19 protein-coding genes and 3 pseudogenes are annotated in these 21,617 nt (G+C 63.3%); 13 read left to right on the top strand and 9 right to left on the bottom strand.

What is annotated here, in order from left to right; genetic code table 11:
• Positions 1 to 38 precede the first annotated feature (38 nt).
• Entirely contained in the window at positions 39 to 1,217 is a 1,179-nt protein-coding gene (locus AC4CS3_RS05130; RefSeq protein WP_490782488.1) for a YihY/virulence factor BrkB family protein, read from the top strand.
• Complete coding sequence (locus tag AC4CS3_RS05125; protein WP_490782487.1) at positions 1,214 to 1,603, top strand: LapA family protein; 390 nt, start codon at positions 1,214 to 1,216, stop codon at positions 1,601 to 1,603. The genes AC4CS3_RS05130 and AC4CS3_RS05125 overlap by 4 nt, the downstream gene beginning before the upstream one ends.
• A 566-nt stretch (positions 1,604 to 2,169) precedes the next feature.
• Here AC4CS3_RS05125 and AC4CS3_RS05120 read toward each other — a convergent pair.
• Together AC4CS3_RS05120 and AC4CS3_RS05115 are read right to left on the bottom strand one after the other, a co-directional pair.
• Positions 2,170 to 2,946, bottom strand: a pseudogene (locus tag AC4CS3_RS05120) (dihydrodipicolinate synthase family protein); the annotation flags it as partial.
• Between the two features lie 37 nt (positions 2,947 to 2,983).
• Positions 2,984 to 3,274 carry a MerR family transcriptional regulator gene (locus tag AC4CS3_RS05115; protein WP_490782486.1) on the bottom strand — a complete coding sequence of 97 codons (291 nt, stop codon included), beginning with the start codon at positions 3,272 to 3,274 and terminating at the stop codon, positions 2,984 to 2,986.
• 133 nt (positions 3,275 to 3,407) lie between these two features.
• On the opposite strand from AC4CS3_RS05115, the gene AC4CS3_RS05110 reads away from it, so the two are divergent.
• From AC4CS3_RS05110 to AC4CS3_RS05100, 3 genes are all read left to right on the top strand, one after another.
• Positions 3,408 to 3,833 carry an Hsp20/alpha crystallin family protein gene (locus AC4CS3_RS05110; RefSeq protein ID WP_490782485.1) on the top strand — a complete coding sequence of 142 codons (426 nt, stop codon included), beginning with the start codon at positions 3,408 to 3,410 and terminating at the stop codon, positions 3,831 to 3,833.
• A 211-nt stretch (positions 3,834 to 4,044) separates the two neighbouring features.
• Positions 4,045 to 4,506: a J domain-containing protein gene (locus tag AC4CS3_RS05105; RefSeq protein WP_490782484.1), complete on the top strand. Its 462-nt coding sequence runs from the start codon at positions 4,045 to 4,047 to the stop codon at positions 4,504 to 4,506.
• 33 nt (positions 4,507 to 4,539) lie between these two features.
• A complete protein-coding gene (locus tag AC4CS3_RS05100; protein ID WP_490782483.1) occupies positions 4,540 to 4,914 on the top strand; it encodes a hypothetical protein in 375 nt (124 codons plus the stop codon).
• A 542-nt stretch (positions 4,915 to 5,456) separates the two neighbouring features.
• Here AC4CS3_RS05100 and AC4CS3_RS05095 read toward each other — a convergent pair.
• From AC4CS3_RS05095 to AC4CS3_RS05085, 3 genes are all read right to left on the bottom strand, one after another.
• Positions 5,457 to 5,885: a cytotoxic translational repressor of toxin-antitoxin stability system gene (locus tag AC4CS3_RS05095; RefSeq protein ID WP_490782482.1), complete on the bottom strand. Its 429-nt coding sequence runs from the start codon at positions 5,883 to 5,885 to the stop codon at positions 5,457 to 5,459.
• Between the two features lie 11 nt (positions 5,886 to 5,896).
• Positions 5,897 to 6,337, bottom strand: a complete 441-nt coding sequence (locus tag AC4CS3_RS05090; RefSeq protein WP_490782481.1) for a hypothetical protein — start codon at positions 6,335 to 6,337, stop codon at positions 5,897 to 5,899.
• Positions 6,338 to 6,498: 161 nt separating this feature from the next.
• On the bottom strand, positions 6,499 to 6,771 hold the full coding sequence (locus tag AC4CS3_RS05085) for a P-loop NTPase family protein (protein WP_490782480.1): 273 nt from the start codon (positions 6,769 to 6,771) through the stop codon (positions 6,499 to 6,501).
• A gap of 41 nt (positions 6,772 to 6,812) precedes the next feature.
• On the opposite strand from AC4CS3_RS05085, the pseudogene AC4CS3_RS05080 reads away from it, so the two are divergent.
• Positions 6,813 to 7,034 (top strand): annotated as a pseudogene (locus AC4CS3_RS05080) (LamB/YcsF family protein); the annotation flags it as partial.
• A gap of 181 nt (positions 7,035 to 7,215) precedes the next feature.
• On the opposite strand, the gene AC4CS3_RS05075 reads toward AC4CS3_RS05080, so the two are convergent.
• Complete coding sequence (locus AC4CS3_RS05075) at positions 7,216 to 8,175, bottom strand: 2-hydroxyacid dehydrogenase (protein WP_490782479.1); 960 nt, start codon at positions 8,173 to 8,175, stop codon at positions 7,216 to 7,218.
• Complete coding sequence (locus AC4CS3_RS05070; protein WP_490782478.1) at positions 8,172 to 9,371, bottom strand: pyridoxal phosphate-dependent aminotransferase; 1,200 nt, start codon at positions 9,369 to 9,371, stop codon at positions 8,172 to 8,174. The genes AC4CS3_RS05075 and AC4CS3_RS05070 overlap by 4 nt, the downstream gene beginning before the upstream one ends.
• Before the next feature lie 254 nt (positions 9,372 to 9,625).
• On the opposite strand from AC4CS3_RS05070, the gene AC4CS3_RS05065 reads away from it, so the two are divergent.
• Entirely contained in the window at positions 9,626 to 11,782 is a 2,157-nt protein-coding gene (locus tag AC4CS3_RS05065; RefSeq protein WP_490782477.1) for an amylo-alpha-1,6-glucosidase, read from the top strand.
• Positions 11,783 to 11,830: 48 nt separating this feature from the next.
• Here the strand turns inward: AC4CS3_RS05065 and AC4CS3_RS05060 are convergent, their stop codons facing one another.
• Entirely contained in the window at positions 11,831 to 12,511 is a 681-nt protein-coding gene (locus AC4CS3_RS05060; protein WP_490782476.1) for a GntR family transcriptional regulator, read from the bottom strand.
• Between the two features lie 119 nt (positions 12,512 to 12,630).
• Between AC4CS3_RS05060 and purU the strand changes: the two genes are divergently transcribed.
• From purU to AC4CS3_RS05040, 4 genes are all read left to right on the top strand, one after another.
• The gene (gene purU / locus AC4CS3_RS05055) at positions 12,631 to 13,545 is read left to right on the top strand and encodes a formyltetrahydrofolate deformylase (protein ID WP_490782475.1); all 915 of its coding nucleotides are present in this window, start codon (positions 12,631 to 12,633) and stop codon (positions 13,543 to 13,545) included.
• 61 nt (positions 13,546 to 13,606) lie between these two features.
• On the top strand, positions 13,607 to 16,099 hold the full coding sequence (locus AC4CS3_RS05050) for a GcvT family protein (RefSeq protein WP_490782474.1): 2,493 nt from the start codon (positions 13,607 to 13,609) through the stop codon (positions 16,097 to 16,099).
• A gap of 136 nt (positions 16,100 to 16,235) precedes the next feature.
• Positions 16,236 to 16,862, top strand: a complete 627-nt coding sequence (locus tag AC4CS3_RS05045; protein ID WP_490782473.1) for a cyclodeaminase/cyclohydrolase family protein — start codon at positions 16,236 to 16,238, stop codon at positions 16,860 to 16,862.
• Positions 16,859 to 17,734 (top strand): bifunctional 5,10-methylenetetrahydrofolate dehydrogenase/5,10-methenyltetrahydrofolate cyclohydrolase, encoded by an 876-nt coding sequence (locus AC4CS3_RS05040; protein ID WP_490782472.1) that lies wholly within the window; start codon positions 16,859 to 16,861, stop codon positions 17,732 to 17,734. The genes AC4CS3_RS05045 and AC4CS3_RS05040 overlap by 4 nt, the downstream gene beginning before the upstream one ends.
• Before the next feature lie 66 nt (positions 17,735 to 17,800).
• On the opposite strand, the gene AC4CS3_RS05035 is transcribed toward AC4CS3_RS05040, so the two are convergent.
• Complete coding sequence (locus AC4CS3_RS05035; protein ID WP_490782751.1) at positions 17,801 to 18,466, bottom strand: GntR family transcriptional regulator; 666 nt, start codon at positions 18,464 to 18,466, stop codon at positions 17,801 to 17,803.
• 189 nt (positions 18,467 to 18,655) lie between these two features.
• Here AC4CS3_RS05035 and AC4CS3_RS05030 point away from each other — a divergent pair, with 189 nt between their 5' ends.
• On the top strand, positions 18,656 to 20,995 hold the full coding sequence (locus AC4CS3_RS05030; RefSeq protein ID WP_490782471.1) for an FdhF/YdeP family oxidoreductase: 2,340 nt from the start codon (positions 18,656 to 18,658) through the stop codon (positions 20,993 to 20,995).
• Positions 20,988 to 21,589 (top strand): annotated as a pseudogene (folE, locus tag AC4CS3_RS05025) (GTP cyclohydrolase I FolE). The gene AC4CS3_RS05030 and the pseudogene folE overlap by 8 nt, the downstream one beginning before the upstream one ends.
• Positions 21,590 to 21,617 lie beyond the last annotated feature (28 nt).

Here is a 21,617-nt window from a genome sequence, read left to right as displayed (position 1 = left end):
CAGTACGCCTCCAGCCCGCTTTGGAATGAGGGACATCCATGACAACGAACAGCCCCGCCGAAAGCAGCAAGGCCAAGGCAGCAACAGCCCCGGATGCCGATGACGCCAGAAAACCGGACAGGCCCACCGAGATCGCCAAGCCAACCTGGACCTACATAACCAAGAGGACTTTCCGAGAGTTCGGCAAGGACCAGTGCCCGGACGCCGCCGCGGGGCTGACCTACTACGCGGTGCTTTCCCTTTTCCCTGCGTTGCTTGCGCTCGTCTCCCTTCTCGGTATTTTCGGGCAGGCAGGAAAGAGCACCTCCGCCCTCCTGGACCTTCTCCAAGGCATCGCCCCGGGGTCCACCATCGACACCATCCGCCAGCCCATTGAAGAGCTCACCACCTCGACGTCGGCCGGTTTCGCCCTGGTACTCGGTCTCGTCGCTGCCCTGTGGTCGGCGTCCGGATACGTGGGAGCCTTCAGCAGGGCCATGAACCGCGTCTACGAAGTGGACGAAGGGCGCGGATTCATCAAACTCCGGGCAACCATGCTCGGTGTCACCGTGTTCGCGGTGATGCTCGTTGCCCTGATCGCCGGCATGCTCGTGCTCAGCGGACCCGTCGCCGACGCCGCGGGCAGGGCAGTCAACCTTGGAGGGGACCTCCTGACGGTCTGGAGCATCGCAAAATGGCCCGTCGTCGTCCTGTTGGTGGTCTTGATCATCGCGATCTTGTACTACGTCACCCCTAACGTGAAGCAGCCGCGGTTCCGTTGGATGAGCATCGGCTCCTTCATCGCTTTGCTGGCACTCATCCTGGCATCGCTGGGCTTTGGCTTCTACGTGGCAAACTTCAGCAACTACAACAAGACCTACGGCGCAATAGGCGGCGTCATCGTGATGCTCTTGTGGTTATGGATATTGAACATGTCCCTCCTGTTCGGCGCAGAGTTCGACGCCGAAATGGAACGCGGGCGGGAACTACAGGCAGGAATCGACGCCGAAGAAACCATCCAGCTCCCACCCCGCGGAACCAAGCGCAGCGAGAAACTCGAGAAACACGAAGAAGAAGAAATCGTCGACGGCGAGAGGCTTAGCGCGCAGCACACCGGGGTGCGGATTGACCCGGCCCCGGACCGGCTAAAGACTCAATCGCACGACATATCTCCTGGACCCGGCCAGGAGATGCTTGATAAGCAGTCAACAAATCGACAAAGGGGTGGCCCGTCATGACCTCGAACCAAGCGATACCCGAAATACCCGATCCGCAGCCCGGCGGTCCCCCATTCTCTGGATCCACCTCACCGCCAGCCGGCGCGCCGCAGGGCGCTTCCGCCGCCCCAAAGCCGAGAACTACACGTGCCGGCGTCGTTTGGGCCGCAGTCGTCGTGGGCTTGCTCGCGCTGATATTGCTGATCATCTTCATCCTGCAGAACCAGCAGCCGGTCAACGTCTTTTTCCTCGGGCTAGCGGTCACGGTCCCCCTGGGCATGGCGTTGTTCATCGCCGCCGTCGCCGGAGGCGTCCTCGTAGCCGCGGCCGGTGCAGTACGGATCATTCAGCTCCGGTCCGACGCCCGCAAAATACGAAAGTCGCGCAACAAGCCGAATCCAGAGTGAGTCGCAACTACGTAGCTCGTCCTGCGTTGACCTGTTGACAGGGCGTTTCCGCTAATCGAGGCCGGGCCATCGGGGCGATCATTAGCAGATCAAGGAGGCAGAGCTGTCTGGCTACCCGGCGCCGTCAAGGCAATCGATGCCCGCAGCAGAAGGCCAATCAGAGCCAAGCGGTTAGCCCGGCCCGCGCCTTCGCTGGTTCACACCGATACCTCAGGGCGATGGTGGAGACGTGCAGGTTGTCGGAGATGTACGCGAGCGGGAAACCGATCAGGTTCAGCTCGGCGCCGTCGAACAGGGTTCCCAGCAGGGCGAAGGCCAGGAGGACCGGATTTCCCTGCGGGTGTAGAACGTGGACGTGCCGCCTGAGGGCGCGGCACCTGCTGCAGAGGCCGCCTGCGCTGGGTGGTCCTTGAGGGCGGGGGCGGTCTTGTTCAGCTCGCGCATGCGCGAGTCCTCCTTCTCCAGCTGCGGTGCTGGGGGGTCGTCGTTGACCAAGATTGGAGAGAGTGAAACGTGGGGGGAAGGATGGCGGGAGCTTGGCCCGCCATCCTTGGGATCGGCGAGGATCAGGCGGGAACGGTGACGCTGCCCAGGTTGGCGGACTCCAGGGCCCGTGCGATTTCGTCGCCGGCGCCTTCAGCCAGGGGAAGCAGCGGCGGCCGGACGGTGGCGTGCTCAAGGATGCCGCGGGCGACGAGGCCTTCCTTGAGGGCGACGGTGCCTTCCATGTGGGACCCGCGGTGGTAGACGTTCTTGGTCACCGGCAGGAGGCGGTCGTGAATGGCGCGCGCCGCGGCGTAGTCCTTGGCCTTGCCGGCCGCGATCAGCTCGACGAGCGGTTCGGGGGCGAGCCCGCCGTAGCCGACGAGTGCACCGTCGACGTCGAACATGGTGTACAGCAGGTACTCGTCATGGCAGGTCAGGATCTGCAGCTCCGGGTAAGTTGCGTGAAGAACGGGGATTTCAGTGTCCCAGCGCTTCATGTTCCGCACGCCGTTCTTGGTGGCGAACACCCCTTCCTGCCCGGCGATCTCCAGCTGGGTCTCGAGATCGTAGGTGGCCTTGGTGGCGTCCGGGTACTGGAAGAGAATGAGCGGCAGGCCGGACGTTTCGTAGATTTCCTTGTAGCGGGTCTGCGGGGCGCCCTTCTGGTACCCGAAGTGCAGCCAGCCGTGGGATGGGTAGACCAGACCGGCAGATGCGCCGGCCTCGACCGCACGCTTGGCTTCCAGGGCGGCAACCATGTTGCCCTCCCCCGTGATGCCGGCGATGATCGGGATTTCGCCATTGACGGCGTTCTTGAATTCCCGGATGACAAGGGCCTGCTCCTCCTGGGTCAGGAAAGGCTCAAAAACAATACGGCCCAGCTCGCGGAGGTCCTCAGGGGCCGTTTGCGGACCTGAGTTCCGCCTCGAGGCGCCGGTTGTCGGCCTCCAGGACCAGGACCATCCGGATGCCGGCCAGGTTCAAGCCCAATTCCAGAAGCTCGCCGATCCGCCGCAATGTCACAAGGTCGTTCTCGCTGTACTGGCGGGTCCCGCCCAGGGTCCTGCCCGGTTCCAGCAGGCCCTTGCGTTCGTAGAGGCGCAGGTTCTGCTGACCCGTTCCCACCAGTGCGGCCGCAACGGAAATCGCATACACGCCCCTCCCCCGGTCCTCGGCCTGCCCCATCGGGCACCTCCAAAATCCTTCGAAAATCAGGCTTGCCCTGACCCATATAGAGTGCTATAAGAAATATATACCAGCCACCATAGATCGGCTGGATTGACAACAAAAAACTGCGATCTGCAAGGAGTGACACACCATGCTGATGCGAACGGACCCATTACGTGAACTCGACCGGCTCGCCGAACAGGTACTCGGCACCACAGCCCGGCCGGCGGCCATGCCGATGGACGCCTGGCGGGAAGGCGAGGACTTCGTGGTCGCCTTCGATCTGCCCGGAGTCAACGTGGACTCGGTGGACATCGACGTCGAACGCAACGTCCTGACCGTCAAGGCCGAACGCCCGGACCCCGTCGGCGAGGGCACGGAACTGATCGCCTCCGAACGGCCCCGCGGCGTCTTCAGCCGCCAGCTCATCCTCGGCGACGCGCTGGACACCGAAGGCGTCAAAGCAAACTACGACGCCGGCGTCCTGACCCTGCACATTCCGGTCGCGGAAAAAGCAAAACCGCGCCGCATCGAAATCGAAACCACCGGAAAACAGCGCCAGGAGATCAACGCCTGACCGCCGGCGCAGCCTCCCGGACCGGGAGCACCACAGCGGCCCACCATGTAAAGAGGGCGGTCGAGTTCACAGACCACGCCACAGCGCAGCCAGCGCACGGATGGATGAGGCCCCGAGGATGACTCCCGCAACGATGGTCCCCGGCCGAACCGGCCGGGGACCATCCCCCGCCCACGAGAACACCCATCTAAAACAAACACCACCGTCAACGATGAGGAACAACGGCCCCGACCTTTACGACATCCTGCATATCGCCCCCACCGCCACGGCGCGCGAGGTGACCCGCGCCTACCGCACGCTCATGCGCGGCCTGCACCCCGACACCCGGGCGGCCCGCGAACACCCCACCGGCCCCGGGCCGACGGAGCCGGAGACGAAGACGCAGGAAGAACTGCAGGAGCTCCGGGACATCATGGCCGCCTACGCCATCCTCGGCAACCCGGAAAAGCGGGCCGCCTATGACCGGGAGCACCCGCGTCCAGCCGCGAACGCTAAGCCGCAGCGCCCTGGCGCCGCCTCCGTTCGGATCCCAGGGCAGTTGCTTCCGGCGACGTCGCTTCTGATCGGACCGGTCATCTGGGAGCCGCCCGCCGGACGATCCGCGGGAATGCCGGTCCGGCAACGGTCATATCCGCCAACCGGCTACACGATGATCCTGCAGATCAGGCGTTGAGAGCCGGAAGCCACACAAGTCCAAGGAGCCCCCATGAGTGCCTGGCGCCCGTACGACAACCAATTGATGCCCGCGTTCTACGAACGCTTCGAAAAGCGGTGGGGCAAAGGAACAGCGCCGTTCCTGGACCCCGAAACCCACGAACAACCCATGCCCCGGGCCCAATGGATCAACCCGGATACCGGCGCCGCGGTCGCGGTCGTCCCCATCTGGACCGAAGACCCCCAGCACCGCTCCTTCGGGGTGTTCTACCTACCCCCGGCCGGCGACATCTGGGTCCTGCGGCCCGGCTACACAAACTACCTCGAAACCGACACCAGGAACACCGAGCAAGCCAGCCTGCGCAACGACGCCTTCCGAAAAGCCGTCGCACACGCCAAGGAATTCATCTACGGAACCCAACCCTGATTCTTCGGGAATACACCATGACCCCAAACGGCCCACGGATGATGGACCGGGGCCAAGGTAACGCGCCAATGCCCGGTGTCACCCTGTGCCGGGCACTGGCCCAGCTACCGCCGAGAGCATCTTCCAGGGAAACGCCCTCGCCCCGATCGTAGGCCGCGGAACCGGCCCGGCACTTGAGTACCGGCTACCTGTTGTGGCAGTGACGTGTCCGAGGCGCCTTGGGGGCTGTCGCAGGAACCCCTTGCCCGGGCGTGCATTCACGGCACATACGTCGAAGACTCGGGGCGGACCGCCATAGGCACATCCACAAAGCGGACATAAGTTTGGACACTGTCCACACCCCCTTTGGCAGGACAAACGGACACGCACAGCTCCCCGCTACGACCGGGAGTAGCTTTCCAAGTAACTTCCGCGCCAAGGTCGACCGATGTAAGGCCCAGTCCGGCGGCATGAGTGTGCATCAGTGTGCACACGCCACTTTTTCACGGAGACGAATGTCCGCTATGGCAAATGCGTCATGTCCGAGAAACCGGGGAAACGTCTCAGTCGTCCTGTCCGGCCCCTTGCGACATCCAGTAGTCGTTGATCGCCTGAACGGCCTGCTCTTTCGTCATGCAGGCAACATCTCGCTCGTCCATTCCAACGGTGTGGGTGAGTTGCCAGACCAGTGCCAGGGGAATAGCCGAAGCGGGAGGGGCTGCCATTCCGCGGGCAGGCAATACTCCGTCATCGACGCATGCCCAAAACTCATCCTCACCGACCTCTAGCTGGTCTTGGAGAACATGGTTCCAGATCGAACTCGAATACGTGGTGCGATCCACCGGGCGGGAAATCCGGGTCCGCAAGATCCGCCCATCTTGCAGACTCAACCGGTAGGTCGCGTGATGGCGCACTGGTTTCCCTCGGGCATTCGTCACCAGCTCCCAGCGCTCGGTCAGACAGAACTTCTCATGGTCGTCCCGTCCGCCCACGCGTCGGACGCTCATGCCACCGAGCCGGTGAGCCAGGCGGTCAATTGCTGATCGGTGGACAGCTCAATGAGCTGAACCAAGGCCCAGTTCTCGCGGTGATTGGGCGCCGCGTGCAGATGGTCCTCCCAATCCTCCGCGTAGTCCCGCAAAGCATCGACGAAGTCCGCCAAGGCTTCACCCAGTTCCGTGGCCTCAGCGGCAAAGGACTGCCCTGGCATGAAGACAGCCCATGCTTCGTCCTCATTCACGACCTGGACATTGGCGACGACCGTCAATTCCAGATACCGGCGCAAACTCTCTCCATTGACAACGGCGGCCGTGGCCCGGCCGGGCCGCCGTATCGTGGACAGCCCTCCCCGCTCGCTGAAATCCAGGATCGTCTTCAACGAATCCCGCGCTTGCGTGAACCCGTAGACGTGTCCGCCGGCCGTGTCCTGCGTGGGGGTGCTCATAGAGCAATCATCTGCACGTACATCAGGTACGTCAAGTACGTCTACGTCGCTTTCCGTTCCGTGGTCGTCACTGGACCATTTCGTGGCTTGGGCCGTAGCAAAATCACTGATGACTGTTTCCGCGGGGATGACGACGTCACGCGCTTGGCAGTTTCCGCGGATCAGGGAACCCGAGCGAGACGTACCCCGGCGCCCGCTTGTTCAGTGAAGCAACCTTCGCCAATGTATAAGCCGGTTCCCAACACCAGCAGCGGCTCTGAGTCATCGGAGTTGGAAAGAAGGTCGACGGCGGCTTGTCGTTCCTTCGCCTTGATTGCCCCGGTGAAGACCACCGGCTTCAGACCATCCGCCTCGAACCGGGACCTGAAGGAATCAAGATGGGTTTTCCAGGTCGTCAGTAAGAGGATTCGAGAGTTCTGTTCGTAAGCCTCCATAACGTCGTCGTAAATTTGCTGCAGGCGATGTCGACCTCGAGTACAACGCCGCCGGCACTGTCAGCGTCAACCGCTCAAGCCATGAATCCGGGATAGCGAACGCCGTTCAGCGCACCCGCAGGTACCTGGAGGAGGGAACGGTAGCTTCGGTGACGGGCGACATCGTCGCGGTCAGGGCGGACACCATCTGTATCCACTCCGACCAGGCAAATTCCGTCGAACTGGCAACCGCAGTCCGGGACGTCTGTCAACACCCCTCCTGACCGATTTTGAACATCCAACGGCGACTGCCACGTTCCCCATTCACTCCTCAACGAGACGACGCTGAGCGGCGACTCGATTCCGCTGCGCAGTGGACGTCGATCGCTTAGCTTCAGGCGGACTCGACCTCCGTCAGACGAAAATGAATGTGAAACTCGGTTGGCGTTTTAGTACACATTGCCTCTAATTGATCGGTGCGGGCGGTTGTTCGCCGCTGAGCACGGCGAGGGCGTTGTCGGCGGCCAGCATCGCCATCCCGGTGCGCGTCTCGACTGTGGCGGAGCCCAGATGCGGCACTAGCACCACGTTCTCCAGGTCCAGCAATTCGGGATGGACCTGGGGCTCACGCTCGAAGACGTCCAGCCCGGCACCGGCGATGACGCCCTCTCGAAGCGCAGACGCGAGGGCCGCCTCGTCGACGATCGGACCGCGAGCGGTGTTGACGAGGTACGCCGAGCTCTTCATCGCCGCGAGTTGTTCGGCGCCGATCAGATGATGCGTGGCGGGCCCGTAGGGGCAGTGCAGCGAGACGACGTCCGACACTGTCAGCAACTCGTCGAGGTCGACCCGCCGGGCGCCCAGCTCCGCGGCGATCCCGGGATCGAGCTCACTGCGCGACTGGTAGACGACGTCCATGCCGAAGGCCCTGGCCCGGAGCGCGGTCGCCTGCCCGATGCCGCCCATGCCGACGACGCCGAGGGTCTTCCCTTGCAGGCTGGACCCGAGCAGGAAGAACATGCCCCACTTCCAGGCCTGGCCGGAGCGGATGAGCCGTTCGCCCTCGCCGAGCCGGCGGGTTGCCATGAGGATGAGGCCCATGGCGATGTCGGCAGTCGCTTCGGTGAGCACGCCCGGGGTGTTGGTGGCGACAACGCCTCGTTCGCTGCACGCTGGCACGTCAATGTTGTCATAGCCCACGGCGACGTTCGCGACGACCTTGAGCTGCGGGCCGGCGGCGGCGAGCAGCTCGGCGTCGATGCGTTCGGTGAGCAGGCTCACCACGGCATCGGCCCCGGCTACCCGGCGCAGGAGCTCCTCGCGGCCGATCGATTCAGGGCCGGTCCACGCATCGACCTCGTGCTCGGCGCGAAGCTTCTCGATCGCGGCGTCGGGCACACGGCCCGTGACGACTACCCGGCTCATGCCGTCTCGATCCACTCGCGCAGGCGGCCGAGGCCCTCGCTGATATCTGGCACCTCGATGCCCGAGTAGGCGAGTCGGATGTACTGCCGCTCCTCACCGGGCAGCCGCCGGCCGAAGTGCTCACGCGTGCAAAAGGAGACGCCGGTCTTGTACAGGGCATCGCTGGCGAAGTCTCCGACTGCCGTGTAGCCCAGACGCTGCATCGCCTCGGTGACGTCGGGGAACAGGTAGAACGTCGATTGCGGCACGGCGACATGCATGCCGGGGATGTCATTCACGAGCTCGCATGCGGCATCCCGGCGCTCGCGCAGCACGTCGAGCATCTGCTGCACAGGCTCCTGGGGACCACGGAGCGCTTCGATTCCGGCCCACTGCACATAGTGCGTCGTGCAGGACTCATCATTGGTGTTGAGGGTACTGAGCACCTTGGCGATCTCGAGCGGGGCAACGGCGCAGCCGAGGCGTGAGCCGGTCATGGCGAACTTCTTGCTGAACGTGTAGAGGATAACGGTGCGCTCGGCCATGCCGGGAAGCGATGCGATCGAGCTGGAGACCCCCTCGTATCGGGTCTCGAAGTAGGCCTCGTCGGAGAGCACCCAGAGGTCGTTTTCTATCGCGAGGCGTGCGATGGCCTCGCGCTCGGCCGCCGTCGACTCGGCCGAGATGGGGTTCTGCAGGTCGTTGTAGATGATGGCGACGGTGTTCGGGGTGATTGACGCGCGCACCTGGTCGAGATCGATCGAGAAGCCCTCGCTCGTAGGCAAATAGCGGTAAGCCACGGCCGTACCGCCAAGGTACTCGATCTGGGATTCATAGATCGGGAAGCCGGGGTTCGGGTAGAGCACTTCCTGGCCGGGGTTCATGACCGCCTGCAGGAATTTCGTGATGACGGGTTTGCCTCCCGTCATCACGACGACGTTGTCCGGGGAAAAGTCGATGCCACGACGCGAGCCGATGTCATCGGCCAGTGCTTCACGCAGCTGCGGGATGCCGGGGCCGGGGCAGTAGCCCGTGTAGCCGTCCGCGATTGCCCGGTTCATTGCTTCCACGATGTTCCCGGCCGTCGGCATGTTGATGTCACCAAGATGGAAGGGGAACACGCGGTTCCCCTTGGCTTTCCAGGCGGCCGCGGCCTGGGCGACGCTGAAGGCGGTTTCGGTGCCCAGACGTTCGAGCCGGTGCGCGAGTTGCTGCATACTGTTCCACTCCTCGTTGAGTTGACGATCAATTCTCCGGCGAATTCAGATCAAGTTCAGGACTAATATATCAAACCATAAATTAAGATATACGAATAGTCCCGAGGGGGACAATGGTTCTTCTTTACGAGTCACCCCACCCTCTGGCGTGAGGTCCAGGACGGGCGTACCGTCGGTTAAACCCACGCGGTAGCAGCGAAAGGCAGCCCGCGCCCCGCGCGGCCCAGGAGTGCATTTGTATGAAGGAGCCGGCAGTGGCTGGATGGAATGCTGACACGGCGGCTGGACCCCTTGGGTCAGGCACAGTGACTTTGATTGAAGGATCGTCCTTCTGCATTTCATCGGCCAATGGAGACATCCATCCCGAACTCCCACATGGGGTCTTTCACTTGGATACTCGCATCCTGTCCCGCTGGAATCTGACCATCAACGGCCAGCCCCTCGAACCCTTGGCTGCTGAGACGAAGGAACCGTATCGGGCCATATTCGCTGGTCGCCTGCAGCTCTCGGATGGGTATGCGGACAGTCCGCTGATCGTAGAGCGGCTGCGTGAGGTGGGCGCAGGGATCCGGGAGCGGATTACCATCCGCAACTACTCGGCGAAGCCCGCTGAGTGCAAGATTGTGCTGGCCATTGAAGCGGACTTCGCCGACTTGTTTGAAGTGAAAGAGGCACGAATCCAGCGGCGCTGGGCGGAGACACGCGAACAGGACGGCGACTCGCTGGAAATCCAAGCCAAGTGGCACGACGTCCGGAAGGGCGTCGTCGTCAAGGCGGATGGGGCCAAGGCCACAACTGAAGGGCTGACATTTGAGATAGTAGTCCCACCCTATGGGCGTTGGAGTACCCGATTGAATGTTGTGCCCACGGACAACGGTGCACGTCCCGACGCGCCATTTGTTCATCCGGCGCCTGGCGAAATGTCTCCGAGCGACCGGCGCCGTCAAGAGTGGGTGGCGAAAATTCCGGCACTGCAGATGGGCAACCGCTCCATCCAGCGGACCCTGCGGCGAAGCTACGACGACTTGGGAGCGCTGAGAATCGAGGACCCTGGGCATCCGGAACGGGTGGTCGTCGCCGCCGGAGCGCCCTGGTTCATGACCCTGTTCGGTCGCGATTCGCTGTGGGCTTCGGAAATGTCGCTTCCTGTGGATCCTTCCCTGGCACTGGGCACCCTGAAGACGCTGGCTGACCGCCAAGGCAGCGTCGTGGACGTGATGAGCGAAGAGGAGCCCGGCAAGATCCTCCACGAGGTGAGGCTCGATGTCTCCACCGGGCTGGCGCTGGGCGGCAAATCCACCTACTACGGCAGCGTCGACGCAACTCCGCTGTTCGTGGTCGTGCTGGGGTCCGTCAGTCGCTGGGGTTTTGCCAAAGAGACCATCGCCGCCCTGTTGCCCAACGCGGACCGCGCCTTGGAGTGGATCCGCGATTACGGGGACCGGGACGGGGACGGATTTGTCGAGTATGAGCGCCTCAACGATCATGGGTTGGTCAATCAGGGATGGAAGGATTCCTGGGACGGCATCAACTTCGCCGATGGAACCCTGGCGGAACCGCCGATCGCCCTATGCGAGGTCCAAGCCTATGTCCACGGCGCATACGTAGCGCGCTCCTGGATGGCGTACGACGCCGGCGACCTCGCCTTGGCAGCCGAGCTTCGAGACCGGGCCGCGACGCTGAAGCGGCGGTTCAACGAACAGTTCTGGCTCCCGGACAAGGGGTACTACGCCGTCGCGCTGGACCGCGATAAGCGGCCGGTGGATGCCTGCGCTTCCAATATGGGCCACTGCCTCTGGTTCGGCCTTGTGGATGAGGACAAGGCGCCACAAATGGTCGAGCGTCTGATGTCCCTCGAGATGTTCAGCGGATGGGGCGTACGGACCCTCGCCAGCGACATGCGGGCGTATAACCCGGCCAGCTATCACAACGGGTCGGTCTGGCCCCACGACAACGCGCTCATTGTGGCAGGGTTGCTTCGGTATGGGTTTGTGGAAGAGGCACAGCGGATAGCCACTGCCCTGCTGGAAGCGGCCGAATACTCGGGCGGTCGATTGCCAGAGCTGTTCTGCGGCTTCAGCCGCGACCAGTTTGCCGAACCCGTGCCCTACCCCACGGCCTGTTCGCCACAGGCCTGGGCCGCCACCACACCGATCCTGCTGGTGACCAGCCTGATGCGCTACGACGCACACATTTCCCAAGGGGGGCTGTGGCTGGACCCTGTACTGCCGGATTCCTATGGCGAACTGCACATCACGAACGCGCCTATGGGCTCCGGCCGGATCACCATCGACATATCCGGTTCAGCAGCCTCCGTTCAGGGCATACCGGAGGGCTTGGTGCTCCATCGCGGGCAACGGCCATGGATAACCGATCTCGTGGAGCGAGCCAAACTGCGTCCGGATCAATAGCGTTCCCACCACGATCGCTTCTTGGAAACGGGAGGAGGGCGGTCTCCTTTACGCAGCAAACAGCGCTGAACGGACGGCCTTTTCGAAGCCGTCGACGTGAATTCGCGCCAGTTCCGCAGCCCTGGCCTCGTCGCCGTCGATCACCGCGCCAAGAAGATCAAGGTGCTCATGAACGTGGCGGGAAAGATCAGGCAGGCGATCGAGGACCATGCACCAGATCCGGGTCGCCAGGTTGTCGTAGCGGATCAGCACATCCTCCAGGTGGGGATTTGCCGCTGCCGCATAGATCCCCTGGTGCACGCGGGCATCAAGTCGGAGCGTCTCCACCACGGAGGCGCCGTTGACCTCGAATGACTCCACTGCACGCATCACGGAGCGCAAGTGCTCCCTGGCTGCCGGCGTCGCAACCCGCGCGGCCCGCGCAGCCGCCAAGGGCTCGAGCTGGGCGCGAATCTCCGAAATAAACGCCAGATCTGTCACCTCAACACGGGTGGCGAAGGTTCCCCTTCGCGGATAGCTGATGACCAAGCGGTCCAATTCAAGGCGCTTCAACGCCTCCCTCACGGGAGTGCGCCCTATGCCAAGGTCGCTCGCCAGCGCATCGTCGTTCAACAAGTCGCCCGGCTTGATGTCCAGCGTCAGGAGCCTGTCGCGTATCCGCTCGTAGGCCACTTCAGCCAGGGACCTCGGACCGCCGGCATCCACCACTTCCAGCGCTTCAAATACCACGGTATCGACCTTTCGCGTCCAACCAGGCGGACTATTGACCTCACTCGAACTCCAGTATACGCTAGTTCCCAGTCTGATATATCAGTAACTGACTTGAAAATATATCTTGAGGAGGAGACATGACGCTCGTGGAGACGACTCCAACACAAAGCACACTTCCGCAGGCGAGTGCCTCTGAAGACGACCGTTCCCGGAAGTTCGTGCTCACCCTGTCGTGTATTGAACGCGCCGGCATCGTACAGGCGGTCACCACCTTCCTGTTCGAACGTGGTTTCAACATTGAAGAGCACCAGCAGTTCGACGACGGACTCCGTCAGACACTGCACTTGCGCACAGCGTTTTCCGGATCCCCGGAGTACTCACCGGAAGCGCTCGAAGAAGAGTTCCAGGCGATCGCTGAGCGTTTCGACATGAAGTTCAGCTTCCATGACCAGACCAAGCAGCGCGTCCTGGTCATGGTGTCCAAGTTCGGGCACTGCCTGAACGACTTGATTTTCCGCTGGCGCGGGGGCAGCCTGGGCGGGGACCTGGTTCTGGTAGTTTCCAATCACGAAACCCACCGGGCCATGGCCGAGGCTGCGGGGCTACCCTTCATACACATTCCGGTGACCCCGGACACCAAGGCGGACGCGGAGCCGCGCCTGCTCGAACTGGTTGACGAGTACAACATCGATTTGGTGGTACTCGCCCGATATATGCAGGTTCTGTCCGACGAACTGAGCCGCACCCTGGAGGGCCGAGCGATCAACATCCACCACTCATTCCTGCCCGGCTTCAAAGGTGCCCGTCCTTACCACCAGGCCTACGACCGCGGCGTCAAGCTGGTGGGTGCCACGGCACACTATGTGACCGCGGATCTTGATGAGGGCCCGATCATCGAACAGGAAGTCATCCGCGTAGACCACAGCTACGGGCCGACTGCACTTTCCACGGTCGGGCAGGACGCCGAAGCACTCGCGCTGTCCCGCGCCGTGCGCTGGCATTGCGAGCACCGCGTGCTGTTGAACCAAACCAGCACCGTAGTCTTCCGCTAGCCGACGCCCAACAACAAGCAGCAGCAGTAGCCCACACACGAGAAATAGCAGGAGAAACCACATGGCATCGACGCCACGCATAGTCATCATCGGAGCTGGGATCGTCGGCACCAACCTGGCAGATGAACTGGTCGCCCGCGGCTGCAACAGCATCACCGTCCTGGACCAGGGACCGTTGAACATGCCCGGGGGCTCCACGTCCCACGCCCCGGGGCTGGTCTTCCAGACCAACGCCTCCAAGACCATGGCAACATTCGCCAAATACACGGTCGAAAAGCTCCTGTCGCTGACCGAGGACGGCGTCAGCTGCTTCAACCAGGTGGGCGGCCTGGAAGTCGCCACCACCGAGACCCGCCTCGCCGACCTCAAACGCAAGCTCGGCTACGCTGCATCCTGGGGAATCGAAGGCAAGATCCTTTCCCGCGAAGAGTGCAAGGAACTCTACCCGCTCATCAATGAGGAAGACATCCTGGGAGGTCTCCACGTCCCCAGCGACGGGCTGGCCCTCGCCGCCCGCGCAGTCCAATTGCTCATCAAGCGCACAGAGGCAGCCGGGGTGGAGTACCGTGGCTCCACGACCGTGACCGGGATCGAGCAGTCCGGCCGCCGCGTCACCGGAGTCCGCACCTCCGAGGGCGTCATCCGTGCGGACATCGTGGTCTCTTGCGCCGGCTTCTGGGGGGCCAAGATCGGCGAAATGATCGGCATGTCCGTTCCCCTCCTGCCCTTGGCGCACCAATACGTCAAGACAACTCCGGTGCCGGCACAGGAGGGCCGCAACGAACTACCCAACGGCGCTTCCCTGCCGATCCTGCGCCACCAGGACCAGGACCTCTACTACCGCGAGCACGGCGACCGCTACGGCATCGGCTCCTACGCCCACCGCCCCATGCCGGTGGACGTCGAGGAACTCGGCAGTTACGCACCGGACAGCATCAGTGAACACAACATGCCTTCCCGCCTGGACTTCACCCTTAAGGACTTCCTCCCGGCCTGGGAGGCGACCAAGCAATTGCTTCCGGCCCTGGCGGAAAGCGACATCGAAGACGGCTTCAACGGCATCTTCTCCTTCACCCCCGACGGCGGCCCTCTGGTGGGCGAATCCAAGGAGCTCGATGGCTTCTTCGTCGCGGAAGCCGTGTGGGTCACCCACTCGGCCGGCGTTGCCCGCGCTGTCGCGGAACTGCTGACCACGGGCAAGTCCCGGATCGACCTGGGCGAATGCGACATCCACCGCTTCGAGGAGGTCCAGCTCACCCCCGAATACGTCAGCGAAACGTCCCAGCAGAATTTCGTGGAAATCTACGACGTCCTGCACCCGCTCCAGCCCAAGCTCTCCCCCCGCAACCTCCGCGTCAGCCCTTTCCATGCCCGCCACAAGCAGCTGGGAGGGTACTTCCTGGAGGCCGGCGGCTGGGAGCGCCCCTACTGGTTCGAAGCCAACGCCGAACTGCTGAAGGAAATGCCAGCTGAATGGCAGCCCCCGGCCCGTGATGCCTGGTCCGGGATGTTCAGCTCGCCCATCGCCGCAGCCGAAGCATGGAAGACGCGCACCGCGGTGGCAATGTACGACATGACTCCGCTCAAGCGCCTCGAGGTTTCCGGCCCCGGAGCACTGAAACTGCTCCAGGAGCTGACCACCGCGGACCTGGATAAGAAGCCAGGCGCAGTGACCTACACGCTCCTGCTGGACCACGCCGGCGGCATTCGAAGCGACATCACGGTGGCCCGCCTCAGCGAAGACAGGTTCCAGCTCGGGGCCAACGGAAACATCGACACCGCCTACTTTGACCGGGCCGCGCGCCACCAGACCGAAAGCGGCTCCGCGAGCGACTGGGTCCAGGTGCGTGACACGACGGGCGGCACCTGCTGCATCGGTCTCTGGGGCCCCCTCGCCCGGGACCTCATCAGCACGGTCAGCAGCGACGATTTCTCCAACGACGGCCTGCGCTACTTCCGGGCCAAGAATGTCGTCATCGGCGGAGTCAACGTCACCGCCATGCGCCTGTCCTACGTCGGGGAGCTCGGCTGGGAGCTTTACACCAGCGCGGACAACGGCCAGCGCCTCTGGGACGCGCTGTGGAAGGCGGGGCAGCCCTTCGGTGTCATCGCGGCCGGCCGGGCCGCTTTCAGCTCGCTCCGGCTTGAAAAGGGCTACCGCTCCTGGGGCACCGACATGACCACGGAGCACGACCCCCTCGAAGCAGGCCTCGGATTCGCCGTGAAGATGGCCAAGGACAACTTCGTCGGAAAAGCCGCTTTGGAAGGCCGCACCGAGGAAAACTCCGCCCGCCGCTTGCGCTGCCTGACCGTCGACGACGGACGCAGCATCGTCCTGGGCAAGGAACCGGTCTTCTACAAGGACCAGGCAGTCGGCTACGTGACCAGCGCCGCCTACGGCTACACCGTTGCCAAACCGATCGCCTATGCGTACCTCCCGGCGGCCGTCTCCCTCGGTGACTCCGTCGAGATCGAGTACTTCGGACGGCGCATCCAGGCCACGGTCACGGCCGATCCGCTGTACGACCCGACGATGACCAGGCTCCGCGGCTAGCACCGCGGGCCATCCAAAGGCATGCGGCCCGGACTCATCCTCGCAACCAGAGTCCGGGCCGCTGTCTTTCCCCTCGACTCTTCTACCGCCCCAGCTCTCCAAGCCCAGCCTCGGAAGACACAGCCCAGGAAGACCCATGATCAGTTCAGAAACAATCAACAATTACCTCACCAGGCTTGCTTCACGTGAGCCCACCCCCGGCGGGGGCGCAGCCGCTGCGCTTCACGCCGCCCAAGGTGCCGCTCTCGTTGCGATGGTCGCCAGGTACACCACGGGCGCCAAATACGAGCAACACGCCGCACTGGTCTCAAGGATCATCGCGGCCGCCGACGAACTTGTGGACGAAGCCCTGCGACTTGCGGATGCCGACGAACACGCATTCCAGGGAGTCATCGACTCCTACAAGCTCCCCACCGGGACCGAGGCCCTCAACGGAGCGCGGTCGGCGGCCATCCAGGATGCCCTCATTCACGCTGCACAGACCCCGGCACAGCTGATCAAGGTCTCAGGAGCCGTCGTCGATCTGGCCACGGAACTGTTCGACGCCGCGAACTCCAACGTGATCAGCGACGTCGCAGCCGCCGCGGACGCCGCCCGCGCGGCCGCCACCACGGCGCGGGTCAACATCGACATCAACATTGTGGCCATCAATGACGGCGATACCCGTGCGCGGCTTGCCGCGCAGACCGACGGGATCGAAGAAAAGGTTGTCCTGGCGGCGGACTCGCTCGCGAAGCGCGTGCGCGAAAGGATCCTCGGTTGAGCGCCACCCTGCTTTCCGGAAAGCCGCTGGCCGCACTCATCCAAAAGAGAGCCCGGGATGAGGCACGGAACCTCGAAAACGAAGGAGTGCGCCCGGTCCTCGCGGTGGTCGTGGCAACCGAGGACGAGTCCACGCATTGGTACGTCCGCTCCATTGAACGTGCGGCCGAACGCGCGGGAATCGGCTGCCGGGTCCTCGATCTCGGCCATGACGCTACGGAGCAGGTCCTGGCCAGTGTCCTGAAAGACCTCAGCGCGGAACCCTCCGTCAACGGAATCATCCTGCAGACGCCCCTCCCCTCCGGGGTCAGGACCGATACCCTGGTCAGCCACATCGCACCGGAGAAGGACATCGACGGCGCGAACCCGCTCAGCCTCGGCCGCCTGGCCGTGGGGCAACCCGCCTTCGCGCCTGCTACCGCGCGGGCCGTCGTCGAGATCCTCGACCACCACGACGTCTCGGTGGCGGGCCGGAACGTCGTCGTCGTCGGCCGTTCCGCCGTCGTGGGCAAACCGCTTTCACTGCTCCTGCTGGGACGCGACGCCGCCATCACCGTCTGCCATTCAAAGTCGGGTCCGCTCGAGAAATACACCAAGCCAGCCGACGTCGTGGTCGTCGCGGCCGGGCGGACAGGCCTGCTAACCGGCGCCCATGTTTCCTCCCGGTCGGTAGTGATCGACGTCGGCACGAACGTCCTTCCCGACGGGTCCCTCGTGGGGGACGTGGACGAAGCCAGCGTGCTTGGCGTCGCGGCAGCACTGACGCCCGTTCCCGGTGGCGTCGGGACGGTCACTACATCCCTGCTGCTCCTGCACACCGCCGAGGCCGCCCGGGAACAGTCTCGCTCTTTGATCCCTGGACCTGTCGGCTGACATAAGGGCAAAACCATGCCCGGCTCCGAGGGCGACGGTGCCGGGCATGCGGGACGTTCAATTTTGCTAAAGGACCGCCCGGATCAGGTTCTCGAAGTCGGTCACGTGCCTGGCGGTCAGCCCTGCTGCCGCTTCGGCCTCGCCGTCCGCAATGCGTTCAAGCAGCTCCACGTGCTGGGCAATGTGCTCGGAAACCGGCGGGAGCTTCTCCAGCACAAGACTCCAGATACGGGTCGCCAGATTATCGCAACGTACCAGGACATCCTCCAGGTGCCGGCTGCCGGTCGCCCGGTAGATGCTTCGGTGTACTCTCATGTCCAGGCGCATGAGGTCCCGCTGTCCCAGGTCGCCAGCCAAAAGCTGCCGAACTTCCCGTGCAAGCTCCCTTAGCTCCTGCCGCGTCCGGTCCGAAGCCATTCGGGCGGCACGTGCCGATGCCGCGGGCTCCAAAAGCTGACGAATCTCGGAGATTTCGGCAAGGTCTGTAATATCCACGCCCGCGGCAAACGTTCCCCTGCGCGGATAGGCCACCACCAGGTGGTCGCTCTCCAGTCTCTTCATGGCTTCCCGGATAGGCGTTCTTCCGACACCAAGCCGACGGGAGATCTGATCATCATTCAAGGGCTCGCCAGGCTTGATATCAAGAACGATGAGCTCATCACACAGCACCCGGTACGCATACTCGGCATAGGACTCGTCATCCTGCCTCGCAGGCAGCTCCGACTCCCCCATGATCGATAACTTGCCGCTGCTCTCCACGTCTGATCCTTCCCGTTCGGTGACGGCGCCTTGACTCACAGGCCCCGTGAACATATTATCCCTACAACTGATATATCAATATGCCAGGGATAGGAATGTCACGAACTTCCTTCTCCTCACCGCCAGACCTCTCTATCCGGCCAAGATCTGAAGGAAAAGCCCATGGCCTCAAAAGCCCCGCGTGAAAATATCGACGAGTCAAAGCTGACTGTCACCAAACCCAAGTCGAAAGCCGTGGGCCTCCCCGCCGTCACCAACGCGCTGAAAATCTCCCTCGAGCAGATGGGCCCCTTGCGCAGCGTCCAAACTTTGCTGGCGGTCAACGAGGTAGACGGGTTCGACTGCATGGGCTGCGCCTGGCCGGAACACGACAAACGCCATACGGCCGAGTTCTGCGAGAACGGCGCCAAGGCCGTCGCGGAAGAAGCCACACGCCGCCGCGTTACGCCGGAGTTTTTCGCATCGCATTCCATCGCTGAGCTGAAGACGAGGGACGACTACTGGCTGGGACAGCAGGGGCGGCTGACGCATCCGATGCTCCTGGACGACGGCGCAACGCACTACAGGCCCGTCGATTGGGATGATGCCTTGGAGCTGATCGCACAGGAGATCAGGGACATGGACAACCCGGACCAGGCGGTGTTTTACACGTCCGGCCGGACGTCAAACGAGGCGGCCTTCGCCTACCAGCTCCTCGTGCGCGGCGTGGGGACCAATAATCTTCCGGACTGTTCCAACATGTGCCACGAGTCCTCCGGTTCGGCCCTCGTCGAAACCATCGGCATCGGTAAGGGCTCCGTGAGCCTCAAAGACGTCGAAACAGCGTCGCTGATCTTCGTCGCGGGCCAAAACCCAGGCACGAACCACCCGCGCATGCTCAGCTCACTGGAGAAGGCCAAGAAGAACGGTGCTCTCATCGTGTCCGTGAATCCGCTGCCCGAAGCCGGGCTGCTCAGATTCGAAAACCCGCAGAACGTCGTTGGCATGGTGGTTGGCACCGAACTGACCGACGACTTCCTGCAGATCAGGGCCGGGGGCGATCAGGCGCTCTTCCAGGGACTGGGTAAATACCTTCTGGAGGCCGAAGATGCGGGAAGGACCAGCCCAGGCCTGCCCACCGTGCTCGACCATGACTTCATCAACAAACACACCGTCGGCCTCGATGCCTACGTGAAGCAACTGGAAGATGTGGCGTGGGAGGACATCCTCGAAGCGACCGGGCTAACGATGGACCAGATCAAGGCTACCGGTGAGCGTCTCCTGGCTTCGAAAGCAACCATTGTCTGCTGGGCCATGGGCCTAACACAGCACAAGCATTCCGTGCCCACGCTCCGCGACGTCGTCAATGTCCTCCTTCTTCAGGGCAACATCGGCAAGCCCGGGGCCGGAGTCTGCCCCGTCCGCGGACACTCCAATGTCCAAGGCGACCGCACCATGGGCATTTTCGAGCAAATGCCGGAGAAGTTCCACGACAGGCTGGACCAGGAGTTCCAGTTCCAATCCCCCAGGGCCCATGGCTACGATACCGTCGCGGCCATCCGGGCGATGCGGGACGGCAAGGTCGGGGTTTTCGTCGGGATGGGCGGCAACTTTGTGCGGGCGGCCCCGGACTCTGAAACCACGGAGCAATCCCTGGCCAACACTCGCCTTACGGTCCAGATCTCCACAAAATTGAACCATTCCCACCTGGCAACGGGGCGGCGAGCCCTGATCCTTCCCACGCTCGGACGCACCGAGAAGGACACGCAGCGTACAGGTGACCAAAGGGTAACCGTGGAGGATTCCATGAGTGCCGTCCATGCGTCCCGTGGACGGCTCAAGCCTGCAAGCGAGCACTTGATGTCCGAAGTGGCGATCGTCTGCAACCTGGCCCACCGGCTCTTCACGGACCGCGACGGCCACCTCCTGCCCAACACACCCAAGGCCGCCTGGCTCGCACTCAGGGACGACTATTCCCTGATCAGGAAACACATCGAAGCGGTACTCGACGGCTTCGAAAATTTTGAGGAGAAGATCCAGAACCCGGGAGGCTTCGTTCTCCCCCACCGGCCCCGGGATGCCAGGGAATTCGACACCGCTTCCGGCAAGGCCCACTTTACGGCGAACGACTTGGAGTACCTCCGCGTCCCGGAGGGCCGCCTCATCCTCCAGACGCTGCGCTCCCACGACCAGTACAACACCACCATCTACGGCAAGGACGACCGCTACCGTGGCATTCACGGCGGTCGCCGAGTGGTCCTCGTGAACGAATCCGATGTGGCCGAATTGGGTTTCGAGAACGGCGACATGGTTCACCTGGTATCCGAATTCCGGGGCACCGAGCGACGGGCCGAGAATTTCCGCATCGTTTCCTATTCGACGCCAAAGGGCTGCGCCGCCTCCTACTACCCGGAGACCAACGTCCTCGTGCCGCTCGACTCGGTGGCCGACGTCAGCGGAACCCCGACGTCAAAGTCAGTCATTGTCCGCCTCGAGCCGGCAGGCGCAGGCAGCCATGAGTGATAGCCGGACCGCGGTTGCGGTGTCCTCCCCAGGGGTTGACCGTCCGCGGGTGGAACGGGCCGTCCGGGAATTCCTCCTTGCCGTTGGCGAAGACCCGGACAGGCCCGGCCTGGTTGAGACCCCCGCACGCGTCGCCCGCGCTGCCGCAGAAATGTACGGCGGCCTCCACGAAGACCCCTCTCCGTGCTGGACAAGACGTTTGACCTCGGCCATGAAGAACTCGTCATCGTCAAGGACATACCCTTCTATTCGACCTGCGAGCATCATCTGGTCCCGTTCCACGGCGCAGCCCACGTCGGATACATCCCCTCCCCGGATGGATTCGTCACGGGCCTGAGCAAACTCGCCCGGCTGGTGGACATCTTCGCTCGAAGGGCCCAAGTTCAGGAGCGGCTCACGACGCAGGTCGTTGATGCCCTGGTCACTTCGCTTCGACCCCTAGGTGCGATCGTCGTCGTCGAGTGTGAACATCTGTGCATGTCCATGCGCGGGGTCAGAAAACCAGGGGCAAAGACCATCACCTCCGCGGTGCGGGGCGAGCTCCGACTGCCGGCCGCCCGCGCAGAAGCACTCAGCCTGATACTCGGCCGCTGAAAAACCTCTGGACATGACGCGTTCGGCT

The organism is Arthrobacter sp. SE2, from assembly GCF_058244265.1.
Note: the sequence above shows the minus strand (reverse complement) of the source record. Positions and strands in the feature narration are given on the sequence as shown.

What these genes read in the sequence shown, in the direction of transcription:
- AC4CS3_RS05115 (WP_490782486.1), bottom strand. Translation starts at nt 3,274, where the DNA reads ATGGGGCAGGCCGAGGACCGGGGGAGGGGCGTGTATGCGATTTCCGTT.
- AC4CS3_RS05075 (WP_490782479.1), bottom strand. Translation starts at nt 8,175, where the DNA reads ATGAGCCGGGTAGTCGTCACGGGCCGTGTGCCCGACGCCGCGATCGAG.
- AC4CS3_RS05110 (WP_490782485.1), top strand. Translation starts at nt 3,408, where the DNA reads ATGCTGATGCGAACGGACCCATTACGTGAACTCGACCGGCTCGCCGAA.
- AC4CS3_RS05070 (WP_490782478.1), bottom strand. Translation starts at nt 9,371, where the DNA reads ATGCAGCAACTCGCGCACCGGCTCGAACGTCTGGGCACCGAAACCGCC.
- AC4CS3_RS05090 (WP_490782481.1), bottom strand. Translation starts at nt 6,337, where the DNA reads ATGAGCACCCCCACGCAGGACACGGCCGGCGGACACGTCTACGGGTTC.
- AC4CS3_RS05105 (WP_490782484.1), top strand. Translation starts at nt 4,045, where the DNA reads ATGAGGAACAACGGCCCCGACCTTTACGACATCCTGCATATCGCCCCC.
- AC4CS3_RS05130 (WP_490782488.1), top strand. Translation starts at nt 39, where the DNA reads ATGACAACGAACAGCCCCGCCGAAAGCAGCAAGGCCAAGGCAGCAACA.
- AC4CS3_RS05085 (WP_490782480.1), bottom strand. Translation starts at nt 6,771, where the DNA reads ATGGAGGCTTACGAACAGAACTCTCGAATCCTCTTACTGACGACCTGG.
- AC4CS3_RS05050 (WP_490782474.1), top strand. Translation starts at nt 13,607, where the DNA reads ATGGCATCGACGCCACGCATAGTCATCATCGGAGCTGGGATCGTCGGC.
- AC4CS3_RS05035 (WP_490782751.1), bottom strand. Translation starts at nt 18,466, where the DNA reads ATGGGGGAGTCGGAGCTGCCTGCGAGGCAGGATGACGAGTCCTATGCC.
- AC4CS3_RS05100 (WP_490782483.1), top strand. Translation starts at nt 4,540, where the DNA reads ATGAGTGCCTGGCGCCCGTACGACAACCAATTGATGCCCGCGTTCTAC.
- AC4CS3_RS05030 (WP_490782471.1), top strand. Translation starts at nt 18,656, where the DNA reads ATGGCCTCAAAAGCCCCGCGTGAAAATATCGACGAGTCAAAGCTGACT.
- AC4CS3_RS05125 (WP_490782487.1), top strand. Translation starts at nt 1,214, where the DNA reads ATGACCTCGAACCAAGCGATACCCGAAATACCCGATCCGCAGCCCGGC.
- AC4CS3_RS05045 (WP_490782473.1), top strand. Translation starts at nt 16,236, where the DNA reads ATGATCAGTTCAGAAACAATCAACAATTACCTCACCAGGCTTGCTTCA.
- purU (WP_490782475.1), top strand. Translation starts at nt 12,631, where the DNA reads ATGACGCTCGTGGAGACGACTCCAACACAAAGCACACTTCCGCAGGCG.